An 11,910-nucleotide genomic window follows, 5' to 3' on the forward strand; every position below is an offset into this window, starting at 1 on the left:
ACGAGCCCGTGGGTGAATCGAAAAGATGATCGATAATGAGGAAAAAACTGATGCCATTGTCTGTTCTCGGGGTTGGGTGGGGATTTCCGGTGGCGCCGGAGGAAAATGCCGGGCAGCCGGCGCGGTTTGCCGTTGCCCGGTACGAGGAAGCCGTGCGCCAGTCCATCTGGATCATTCTATCCACCGCCAAAGGCGAAAGGGTAATGCGGCCGGATTTTGGCAGCGGCCTGAGCGACCTCGCCTTTGCCATCAACAATTCGACGACGCATGCCATGGCCGCATTCGAGGTGCGTGAAGCCCTGCAAAACTGGGAACCGAGGATCGAGGTGCTGGGCGTGGACGTCTCCAGCGCCGGGGACAGGGGCGAGCAACTGATGATTTTGATTGATTACCGGGTGCGAACCACGGACAACCGCTTCAACCTGGTTTATCCCTTTTATCTCGAAAGGGCGCTCACGTGAAGGCGATCCAGGCGCCGCTGATGCGGGAACATGTCCTGTCGGAAGGGGAAATTGCCGCGCTGGTGGCGGCGCGTCTCGCGGCGCAAGGCTTCGCGCCAGCGGGAGTGGATCCTCTGCAAGACGCCCTGGCAGCCATATTTACGCGCTACTGCGGAATCCTGGTCCAGCGTTTGAACCAGGTGCCTGAAAGCCATCACCAGGCCTTTATCGACATGCTCAATGCCACTCCCATGCCGGCGGCGCCCGCATGGGTGCCGCTGACGTTCAACGCGGCCGGTTCCGTGCAGAATTTCTCTGCCGTCGTGGAGAAATCCACCCAGGTTTCTGCATCCGGAAAAGACGGGGCCGGGGCGGTGATATTCGAAACGGTGAAGGATCTGCCGCTGGCGCGGGCGGAACTGGTGCGTGCGGTGGCGGCAGATGGGCAAAGGCGGGTTCATGCCGACGTGAGCAGCATGATATTCCCGGACGGCGCGGGGAGCTGGAGCTCCCCTTATCCTGTTTCATCCGAAGCAGTCCCGCTGGAGCGGGCGCTGCATATCGCGCAACCAGCAATTATCGGTGTGTCCGGCATCAACCGGCTTCGGCTGGGTATCGAACTGGAAGATGGGCCGGTCCAGCCAGCCCAGCCTCAGGGGACACGTATCCAGTGGGGAATACGGGATGAAAAGGGCTTTTTTCCTCTCCAGCCCGAGGTGGACACGACCCGCGACCTGTCCTGCAGCGGCGAGGTGGTTTTCAGTCCACCGGAAAAATGGCCGGGCTGGATGATCGGTGCGGAAACTCTCCCCTGGCTGACGTGCCGCTTGTACCAAAGGCGGAGTCTCCACGACGATGCCGCTTCCGGATCTGTTCCCGGTTCCGGTTCTGCGGGCAGCGGTCCCGCGGATTCCAGTCCCGTGGTTTCCATCAGGCGGATCGAGATCACCGGATGTTTTATTGCCGAGCATGAGAAAATGGATGGCGTTTTCCATGGCGGCATTCCACTCGATACCAGTATGGATTTTTTCCCTCTGGGCGAAAGGCCGCGCTTCGGAGAGGTGTTTTATGTCCGCTCCGAAAGCTTCGCCAGGGCGCGGACACACGCGGTCCTGGATATCCGGCTTACCAACCCGGCGGGCGCCCCGGATTCTCCCATTCCTGCCGTGAGCAGGGGGGGTAATCCGCAGTTGCGCTGGGAAGGCTATACCGAGCGAGGCTGGGTACGGCTGGAGTGTTCCGATGGGACGTTGTCGCTGACCCAGGATGGTAAAGTCGATTTGCTGATCCCGGACGATGCCGTTCCCGCCATGGTGAACGCGGCGAGAGGGGGGTGGGTGCGTGCGCGGCTGGCAAGCGGACACTATGCCGGCGATCAACCCGCAGCCGTGGGCGGCTGGCCTTCCGTGAATCCGCCTTCCATCGCCAAGGTATCGCTCTCCTCCTTTTCCGAGCTCGGGCCCTTTCCCCCCGAGCATCTGATCGTTGAAAGCGATCTCGAATACCGCGAGGTCGATCCATTGCCGGCCCAACCATTCAACCCGTTTCCAGCACCGAGAAAAGATGGGCTATTGGTTTACCTGGCGCTCGCCGCCCGTAGCGCGGCGGAACTAGCCGGGCGCACAGTCAGTCTTTACGCGGTTCCCGGAGGCGGCGACATTCGATTGTCATGCGCAGGCCGCCCGGATGTCCTTCCTTTGCCACGCTGGCAGGTTCGCGGCGCATCAGGCTGGAACGACTGCACGGTCACGGACCTGACGCAGGGGTTCCGTATCCCGGGCATAGTGGAATTGCAGTTCCCCGAGGATATATCGCCATGGGAGAGATCGGTGCTCGATCCGCGCCGGAAGTTCTTCTGGCTGCGCCTGGTCTGGAATGGTCCGGTTCGTCCGGCGCCCGATCGCCAGCCTGGGTTTCCGCATCCGGATCTGCCGCGCCGGCTATTGCTGAATACCGTCCTGGCAACCCAGACGATCCGGCTGGAAAACGAGATTCTCGGGTCCAGCAACGGCAGGCCCAATCAGGTATTCCATGTGCTGCGCCGTCCCATCATCGGGAAATTGGCGCTGGAAGTGTGCGAGGCGCGTGAAGCGCGCATGGCGATGGATGAACGGGGGGCGGTCCATTCGCGGCAGGAATGGTTCCGTGCGCCCGGCTCCGCGGGAATTCCAGCATCGGCCGGTGACACCTGGATAACCTGGGTAACCTGGATCGAGGTCGAGGATTTCTCCGTATCCGGCTCCAGCTCGCGGCATTATGCCGTGGACCGCCACACCGGCAGCATCCGCTTCGGAGATGGAAGGCATGGCCGTATTCCTCCATCCGGAGCCAACAACATCCGATTGCGGGAATATCATACCGGAGGGGGTGCGCGCGGCAATGTACCGGCTGGCGCCATCACGCAATTGCATACTACGATTCCCTATGTGGAAGCGGTAATGAATGCCGAAGCCGCGGCAGGTGGCCAGGACCAGGAGGACAAGGAGGTCCTGAGACGCCGGGCGGCCGCCCAGATCAGGCACCGCGGCCGGGCAATCTGCATGGATGATTATGCGGATCTTGCCCGCATGGCTTCGCCCCTGGTCGCCCATGCCAGATGCATTCCAGGCGAGGACCTGCCGCGCGATTCCCTGGAAGGGCGGCCGGAGCCCGGCATGATCGGCGTGATCATCGTGCCCGGCAAAGCAGAGCCGCGTCCCCGGCCTTCGTTTGAATTGCTGCGGACCGTGAAGGCATTCCTGGATGATCGCCGGCCGATCGGCGTGGATATGATCGTAACCGGTCCCGAGTATGTCAGTATCGCCGTCATTATGGAAATCGCATGGTGTGCGGATGCCTCCCGGGCCGGTGCGATAGTCGAATGCGAAACACGGTTGAACCGCTTCCTGCATCCGCTGACAGGCGGATTGGACGGGCAAGGCTGGCGATTCGGGCAACAGCCGCATGCATCCGATATTTACCCGGTGATCGCTGCAATCGGTGGGCTGGATCATGTCCGGTCGCTGGAGCTGCACAGCGAGGAGGAGCGGCCAGGCCTCCTGGCGGCAGGCACTTTTCTCGTTTGCGCGGGCCGGCATGAGGTCAGCCTATGCTGACGCCTAAACTTGACGACCGGAGTTATGACGACCTTTTGCAGGAGGGCCTGTCCCTGCTGCCAGTCGTCGCGCCGGGATGGACCAATCACAATCCTTCAGATCCCGGCATCACGCTGGTAGAGCTGCTGGCCTATTTCACCGAGATGCTGGTTTACCGGATTGGCCGGATCACTCCGGCAAGCAAGCTGCAATTCCTGAAGCTATTGAAAGGGGGAAACTGGGAAGGCCTGGAGGAAGAGAACAAGGCGCAGTTTCTCGCTCTGCTCGCTGGCGACCAACGCGAAGGCGGGGAAAGCCTTGCACGGCCTCGTTCCATCGACCTCGAAAAGGAAATGGATTGTGCGATAGCGATAGCCGGAGCTGCTGAACTCGACGCGGCGATAGGCTATGTGGTTCAGGATCTGATGGGCAACGAGTGCGCCGTTACCACCCGGGATTTCGAACAAATCGCGCGTAATACCGCTCGCGATCACCTTGGGCCCGAGTATCCGGTAAGCATGCACTGCGTACCCTGCATCAACCTGGAAGCAGATCGGGTGGGGCGCATGGATCCGGGCGCCTCCGATCAGCGGGCGCACGTCAGCGTCATTGTTGCGCCGGAACGCGAACTCGATGAGGCCTCGGCGGCGGAACTGCGCGAAAAGATAAAGCACGATCTGCTCGCAAGATCTCTTCTCACGACGCGCGTGCACGTAGTGGCGCCGCTTTATCTTCATGTCGCCATCGGCGCAGCCATCGCTCCCCAGCCCGGGCAATCGGCGCAGCAATTGTCGGCCGCCCTGAGTGAAAACCTGTGGCGCCGGTTCAGCTTGCCGCGGCAGGATCTCCAGACCGGGGAGATGGATGGCAGTCGCGGCGGCTTGCTGTTTGGCAAACCGTTGCGCATCGGGGAGTTGATCGAGGCGATCGATGAAACAGCCGGTGTGGATTATGTCGAGCATGTTCGCGTCCTTCAGATGAGCGACAGGGAGAAAGATCTGGCCCAGCCGGATTCCGCGCTGGGCATCCAGGTGGGAATCCGCTCGACCATTGGAGTTGATACGCTGCTGGGCGGGCGGAAAATGCTGGGCTCGGGACGCCTGCTTCGCAATGATGAAGGCAGGCTTGTGTCCATCCTTCTGCGGCCCTGGGAGCTCCTGCGGCTGAGCCTGGCCGCGGAGGATGTGCGCATTCTCGATGCGCAAGGAATTGGAGGCTACGATGGGTGAGGCGGGAACACGGCTGCTGGACAGCTTGCCCGCCATCTACCGCGCTGCGGATTCCACGGGGAATCTTCGCCGCCTGCTGGGTGTTTTCGAGGAAATGCTTTTTCGCGCCGGGGAGCAGGAGCCGGCCGGAATCGAAGAGCAGATCGAAGCGATTCCCGGCCTCTTCTCTCCCCGCGGCGACGAGGTTCCCGGGTGGCTGCAGGTGGATCAGGCGCCAGATCGGTTCCTGCCCTGGCTGGCTACCTGGGTCGCATTCACGCCGCACGCGTTATTTCCGCCCCAGCAGCTGAGAAGCATTATCTCCCGCATTGCGTCCCTGTATGGCAGGCGCGGCACGCGCCCTTACCTGGAACAGTTGCTGAAAATCTGTTTTCCGGAAATTTCACGGGTGGCAATAGACGATCAGGCTGCGTCGGGACTGGTTGTCGGGCAGGCGAGAGTGGGCGAGGATACCCTGCTCGGCGGTGATCGCCCATTCTGGTTTTGCATCGCCATCGATGTGGAAGAACGTGAATTCCAGCAGGAAAACAGGGAGTCCAGGGAACAATTCGGGCAGCGGGTGCGCGAGATCATCGATTTCGCCAAGCCGGCCCATACAACCTATGAGCTGCGGCTGCGGTTTCCGCAACCGGACGAAGCTATCAGAACCTGAATGATTTGACGAAAAAGGGCCAGATAAAATGATAAGGATGCTTGTTTCCGAGGAATGCTCATCGAGGGAGCCCCAGCGGTTCTCAGGGGAGAAGGAGGATGATCATGCGTAAAAGACAAATCATCGGCAAGAAGCCGGCCTATTTCCATGGGCAATTGCTGCTGCAGGACGATTTTATCGATGAACAGAGATATCATGCCCATGAACGGGCCCGGCACAGTCTCAACCTGCATGGATGGGGAGTGGTGCGCGGACTCGACGTGATACGCGCCGGCGATACAGCGGTCAGCGTCAGTTCCGGCTATGCGATCGATGGCCGGGGCCGCGAGGTGGTTTTCGGCCAGTCCGAGACACTCGATCTGTCCACTTTCCCGCCGTCCTCCCAGGTCCAGATCACCGCCAGCTATGAAACCGAGCAGCCTTCGAAGGACCATTCGCGCATGGAATATTATGGCGTGCTCGCTGCTTCGACCGGAATCGAGGAGGCTGCGGTACCGCTTGCCACCGTGCAGCTCGACGATCATGGCAAGCTGTCTGCCGAATCGATCAGTATCGCGAATCGCCGGGAGTTGCGCAATGTGCTTTCGCCCGGATCGGTCACCGCCGCCATGCTGGAGCCGGGGTTGCGCAAGGGCTGGCTGCGGCTTCCGTTCCGGCCGACCGCCATTCCCCAGGATAATGATCCGAAGGAAGAGGCGCCTCCTCCCCCTTTCCGGATCGGCGCGACGGAGGCCAGAGCACATCGCGATTTCGATGGCAAGCCCAATACCAAGGGTGCGGGGGGAACCATGGCAATTCCGCTTCCCCCCGGCGTGACGCGTGTCCACCGGCTGAGGATTGCGGGCGAGGAAAATGAAAAAAAGCTGACGATCACCCTTTTCCGGGGTGGTTGGGACGCGGTTGGGAAAAAACATGTCGGCGGGCGGGAGGATAAGGGCAACAAGCTGCTTGAAAAGGAGATCTCCGGCGGACCCTATGACGAAACCTGCGTGATCAAAAGCGGAGAGCTCGATGCCGAGTGCGGCACGCTTTCGCTGGATATCAGGAGCAGCGGATATGCCAGGATATCCCTGGTTTCGGTCGAGATATCATACTGAGCGGGCGACTGGCGAAGTGGAATAACAAGCGATAACAGAAGCTCATGCAGGCCTACCCTGACTCCTTGTCTCATCTCCTGGCGGAAATGGAGCGCATCGACCTGCTCCTGCGTTTCCAGATCGCGCATCAGCGCAAGCTGTCGGGCGAGGATGAGCAGTTTCGCGGCTTGTATATTTATGAGCAGGAAGTCGATGCGTTATTGCGCAAACCCATCGGCTTGCCGCAGTGGTTCTCCCCCGAGCCATGGCCCGCGGATCTGGCTTCCGAGCTGGGCATGCTGCAGCATCGCATAGAGCAGTGCAGGCAGGCGAGCTTGCAACAGGGAATCGAGCTGAGGCTGGAGCGTGTGCGGCAACTGTTTGAACTCGACCCCTTCGACATCGATGTCTTGCTGGTTTGCATGGCGGTGGAATTCGATCTGCGCTACGAGAAACTGTACGCCTACCTCCAGGATGATGTCAGCAAGAAAAGGCCCGGTGTTGGCTTGATATTCAACCTCCTCGCTCCTTCGCTCGAACAAAGCATCGAGGCACGGCGGAATCTTCAGCCGGAATCGCCGCTGCTGCGCTTCCATCTGGTCGAGATGCTGGAGGACCCTGCCCAGCCCCGCCCACCCTTGCTGTCGAAGTACCTGAAAACGGATGATCGCATCGTCCAGTACCTGCTGGGCGCAAATGGCATCGACGAGCGCATTCGCCCTTTTGCGGAATTCATGGATAGTGACGACGCTGCGGAAGATGATCCCCTCGAACTGGACGAGGAGACCAGGCAAGGGATGATGAGCTTCGCAGCGGCTGCTTCGGAATCGCATCCCCTGGTGCTGCAATTGCAGGGAGCCGGCGCACCGGACAAGCTGCGCATGGCGCAGGCGTCATGCCGCTACCGAAACCAGCGCCTGCTGATTGCCGATCTTGAGCGGCTCGCAGTGGAATCCGATATCGAGTTCAATAGAATGATTGTCCTGATTCGGCGCGAAGCGCGCCTGGGGGATGCGGCATTATTCTGGAAAGGCGCACATTCATTGAACACCGACCAGCGCCGCAGTACATTCCTGATCTTCATGGAGAGCCTGAAACACGGTTGTCCGCTATCTTTTGTGGACAGTGAGGCTGGCGTGAATCCGACCGATGTGCCGCTCGGGATCATTTACCACGCGGTTGCGCTTCCCCGGCCCGGTTTTATCCAGCGCGGCCGGATATGGCGGTCCGCGCTGGCTGCGTATGAAACCGATACCAGTCCACATGGTATTGACGAGCTTGCGGTGAAATTCAAGTTCTCGCGCAGCGAAATCCGCAGCACGGTGGAGACCGCAGCAAACCTCGCGCGCTGGCGGAATCCGGATAGGCCGCGTATCACCTTGCACGAACTCTATGAGGCGTGCCGGCTGCATTCCAACCAGAAGCTGTCCGCCCTGGCGCACAAGATCGCATCCAGGTACTCCTGGAATGACATCGTTCTTCCCCGCGATCGTACCGAGCAATTGCGTGAAATCTGCAACCATGTCAAATACCGCGATCGCGTCTATGGCGATTGGGGTTTCGACCGCAAGCTTGCAATGGGAAAGGGTCTGTGCGTGCTTTTTGCAGGCCCGTCCGGCACCGGCAAGACCATGGCGGCGGATATCATCGCGGGCGAACTGGGCCTGGACCTGTACAAGATCGACCTGTCAACCGTCGTGAGCAAATATATCGGCGAGACCGAGAAGAACCTTTCCCGGATTTTCGATGAGGCCGAAACTTCGAATGCAATCCTCTTCTTCGACGAAGCGGATGCCCTGTTCGGAAAGCGCAGCGAGGTCAAGGATTCGCACGACCGCTACGCCAACATCGAGACAGGTTATCTGCTGCAGCGCATGGAGGAGCATGAGGGCATCGTCATCCTGGCAAGTAATTTCCGCAAGAACATGGATGAGGCTTTTGTCCGCCGGCTGCATTTTACCGTCGAGTTCCCGTTTCCGGCGGAGGAGGACAGGAGCAGGATCTGGGAGAGCGTCTGGCCAGAGGCCACGCCGCGCAACCCTGGCCTGGACCTTAAATTCCTGGCGCGTCGGTTCCAGATAACAGGAGGCAACATACGAAACATCGCGCTATCCGCAGCGTTTCTGGCAGCGGATGATACCGGCGTGGTGGAAATGCGCCATCTCGTGCGTGCAACCCAGCGCGAGTACCAGAAAATGGGCAAGCTCGTTTCCGAGAGCGATTTTGTTGCTCCCTTCAAGGAACTGGTGGCGATCGGGGAGACCTGACCGGTGATGATTCTCTAAACACCGCGGAATGCAGAAAGGACGACCCGAGGTGAGAGCGTCGCTCATCCCGGGGATACCATCATCGTTGCCATGAACTTTTTTTGCAAATGCAGCTGATGCATCGCCGGAAAAGGCGGTGTGATCGCTTCAAACTTGATTACGTGCGATCTATTGTCTATGTTTAGACTGGATTTTGACGAGACAGGGATGCGCTTCGTGCCGAAGCGTCAGCAGAGAGGCGAGCGTAATCGCCATCATGGCATGCAAGTGCCGATACAGGAAATGAGACATGTCCGCACAGTTTTCGCCCGAGCCACCTGAGAGAGCAAAACAACCGCTCGCTCATCATAGAGCCCAGGCCTCCTTTTTTCATTCGCATCAGGATGGGCGCTCCGCACCGTTCCTCCAGTTGCAGCGTGCACTAGGCAATCGGCGGGTAGGGGAGCTGATCCAGGCGAAACGCCTCACCCACGAAGGCAGGATCATGGATTGCAGGATGAGCCGCATCCAGCCCAAGCTTACCGTGGGGGCTGCCGACGACCAGTACGAACAGGAAGCCGACCGCGTTTCCCGTCAGGTAATGAGCATGCCCGATGCCTTCCCATCCTTCGGGGCCGGTTCCGTCCAGCGCGCGGGCATCCCGGGGAACCAAACACCGGAAGAAGCGGAAAAAGACAAGGACAGGGACAAACTGCTGCAGCCCAGCCCGTCCGGTTCGCTTGGCGCGGCTATTACCCCTTTCGTCCAGGCACAGCAATCCCAGCGCCAGCCCGAAGAAGAGGAACCGGAAAAGGAAGCCGCCTTGCAGCGAAGCTGCATGGGGACCATGCGGCAGGCTGGAGCGGACGAAGACCAGGCCCAGCCGATCCGACGGACCCAGACCGTGCTGGCCAAGCCTGCCTCCCTGTCAGGAAGCTTCGAGGCCGGAGAAGATGTCGAATCCAGCCTGAACCGCAGCAAGGGCGGCGGCAGCCCTCTGCCGGAAGCGGTGCGCAGCTTCATGGAGCCGCGCTTCGGCATGGATTTCAGCCAGGTTCGCGCCCACACTGGAGCCGATGCCATCCAGATGAACCGGGACGTGGGAGCGCGTGCTTTCACCCATGGGGCAGACATCTACTATGGCGCAGGGCACGGTCCGGAGGATCTGGCGTTGACCGCGCACGAACTCACACATGTGGTGCAGCAGACCGGGGGAGCGCCGCTGCAGGCGGAAAGAAAGCCGCAAACGGAACAGGCCGGCCTCAGTTCCAGCTTTGCCCCTTCCCTGCAGCGCGCCTGCTCCGCCTGCGAAGCGGAAAAGAAGAAAGAGCAATCGGCAGCATCCGGTTTCTCCGGCGGCATTCAGGCACAGCACATCCTGTCTGCGGATGGGGCGGAGAATAGGGTGCAACGTTCGTCAGCACTGCCCCATGTCAGCGGGCGAACCAACGGCCACGTCATGCAGGGCGCCTGGGCACTGACCGAGACGGTCACCAATACCAAGCCGATAATCGGCGACAGCACGAGCGGCAACGCCAGCAATCTGGCGGTTGCGCTCGCGACGGGCGTCTATGGAAAAGCCAAGTCCTGGCAGGTGGCGGGTTTCTGGAAAATATACGGCGGGAATGCCCATCTGCTGATGCGGCGCGACACACGCTATACCTTCGTGCATACCGGAACCGACAACAACCTGCTCACCCTCAGGGGAGGGGCCAGCATTTTCGGAGGTGCGGAAGCCGACGATCTGCACTATGCCCAGGCTGGCGCGGCGGTTGCCGGAAATGTGGCGGTGCGAACCATTGCGGATCCCGCCCCCGCGCAAAAATCGCTGTTTCCTCCCATTCACGACGGCGGGCGCAGCGAAGCGAAGAAGTCGTCCATCGGCGAAGTCGATGTTTCGCTTCCCGTGGGTGAAGCGACGGTCGATGTGAAAATTCCGTTGAGCAAGACGGATGAGGGCGAACTGGCAGTGCTGAATGAATCCATGCCATTGAACTGGGACCAGCCGGGCGGAGGCGCCTGGAAGAGCGTGGACGTTTACCTGGTGGCCTACGTCGAATTGGCTGCCGACAGCGAGAACGAGTTCTGGGGCACCGATGGGGATGTGAACTGGGCATATGCTACTGCTCAATACAATCTCTCCTGGGAAGAACGGGTTGTACCGGCCCCAGCTCCTGCTCCTGCGGAGGAGGGGGAAGGGGGAGAAGCAGAGGCAACCGCGAAGGGTGGGTACAGGTGCTGGTCGGGCCGGAATTGCGAGGGCAAGGCTTATAAGAAGAAGTATTGGCATTGCCACAACTGCAAGGATCATGAGAGCGGCAAGTCGCTTGGAGAACCGGGCAAGTGTGAAAACTGTTGAGGCGTGATAAGACGAGAGAGCCAATCTATTGTGCTACCATGGGAGCAATAGCCAGGGCACAGGCTATTGCTCCCGAGGGATATCCGGCAAAGGAGGCTTCATGGCTCTCGTCCTTGATGCGCTTACTCGTGCGTTTCGGGATTTATTCCAGTTTCAGGTGTTATGGATCGTCGTCTGGCCCGTTCTCGCGGCGGCCCTGTCATGGATAATTCTAGGCATCGCATTCTGGGACATCTTCTCCGGATGGCTCGTTAGCGGCCTGGACGCCATAGGGATGCAAACCTGGCTGGAAGATATAAAGCCGAGCTGGGTTGCCCACGGCATCCAGCTCACGATACACCTGATGCTCTTCGTGCCGCTGGTATTTGCTACCGCACTGGTGCTTACCGCATTGTTTGCCATGACTGCCCTGATTCGACTGGTAGCGGATCGCGATTACCCCCAGCTTGAACTGAAGGGCGGCAGCGGCTTCACAGGCAGCCTTGCCAATGCGTCAATCGCGGTTGGCATCTTTCTGGGCATATGGCTGATTACGCTTCCCCTCTGGCTGCTCGGCCTGGGCGTGATCATACCCTTTGTCGCTGCAGCCTATCTGAACCAGCGGCTGTTCCGGTACGATGCGTTGCTGGAGCATGCCAGCCACGAGGAAATGCGTGTCATATTTTCCACCCATCAGGCGTCATTGTGGGGCCTGGGGTTGCTGACCGGTCTGGTGCAGTTCATACCGTTTTTTAATCTTTTTGCTCCCGTCCTGGCGGCGCTGGCCTTTATTCATTTCGGTCTGGCGCAGTTGGCGGCGCTACGGCATCCTGCGCCCCGATGACGGTCAACAGG

Annotated in this window: 8 protein-coding genes; all 8 read left to right on the top strand. The window is 60.1% G+C overall.

Translation table 11 applies throughout. From position 1 onward, the window contains the following. The first annotated feature begins 50 nt into the window (after positions 1-50). The 8 genes from ACZ5CE_RS05645 to ACZ5CE_RS05680 all read left to right on the top strand — a co-directional run bounded on the left by ACZ5CE_RS05645 (position 51) and on the right by ACZ5CE_RS05680 (position 11,899). Positions 51-461: a GPW/gp25 family protein gene (locus ACZ5CE_RS05645; protein ID WP_464576831.1), complete on the top strand. Its 411-nt coding sequence runs from the start codon at positions 51-53 to the stop codon at positions 459-461. After that, complete coding sequence (locus tag ACZ5CE_RS05650) at positions 458-3,535, top strand: putative baseplate assembly protein (protein ID WP_464576832.1); 3,078 nt, start codon at positions 458-460, stop codon at positions 3,533-3,535. The genes ACZ5CE_RS05645 and ACZ5CE_RS05650 overlap by 4 nt, the downstream gene beginning before the upstream one ends. Continuing rightward, entirely contained in the window at positions 3,529-4,743 is a 1,215-nt protein-coding gene (locus ACZ5CE_RS05655) for a hypothetical protein (RefSeq protein ID WP_464576833.1), read from the top strand. Before ACZ5CE_RS05650 ends, ACZ5CE_RS05655 begins: the two co-directional genes overlap by 7 nt. After that, positions 4,712-5,395 (top strand): hypothetical protein, encoded by a 684-nt coding sequence (locus ACZ5CE_RS05660; protein WP_464576834.1) that lies wholly within the window; start codon positions 4,712-4,714, stop codon positions 5,393-5,395. The genes ACZ5CE_RS05655 and ACZ5CE_RS05660 overlap by 32 nt, the downstream gene beginning before the upstream one ends. Before the next feature lie 104 nt (positions 5,396-5,499). Beyond that, complete coding sequence (locus ACZ5CE_RS05665; protein WP_464576835.1) at positions 5,500-6,492, top strand: hypothetical protein; 993 nt, start codon at positions 5,500-5,502, stop codon at positions 6,490-6,492. 44 nt (positions 6,493-6,536) lie between these two features. Then, positions 6,537-8,738 (top strand): ATP-binding protein, encoded by a 2,202-nt coding sequence (locus ACZ5CE_RS05670; protein ID WP_464576836.1) that lies wholly within the window; start codon positions 6,537-6,539, stop codon positions 8,736-8,738. A 289-nt stretch (positions 8,739-9,027) separates the two neighbouring features. Further along, positions 9,028-11,076, top strand: a complete 2,049-nt coding sequence (locus tag ACZ5CE_RS05675) for an eCIS core domain-containing protein (RefSeq protein WP_464576837.1) — start codon at positions 9,028-9,030, stop codon at positions 11,074-11,076. A gap of 100 nt (positions 11,077-11,176) precedes the next feature. Continuing rightward, on the top strand, positions 11,177-11,899 hold the full coding sequence (locus ACZ5CE_RS05680) for an EI24 domain-containing protein (protein WP_464576838.1): 723 nt from the start codon (positions 11,177-11,179) through the stop codon (positions 11,897-11,899). Positions 11,900-11,910: the final 11 nt, after the last annotated feature.

The organism is Nitrosospira sp. TNL200 (genome assembly GCF_055386305.1).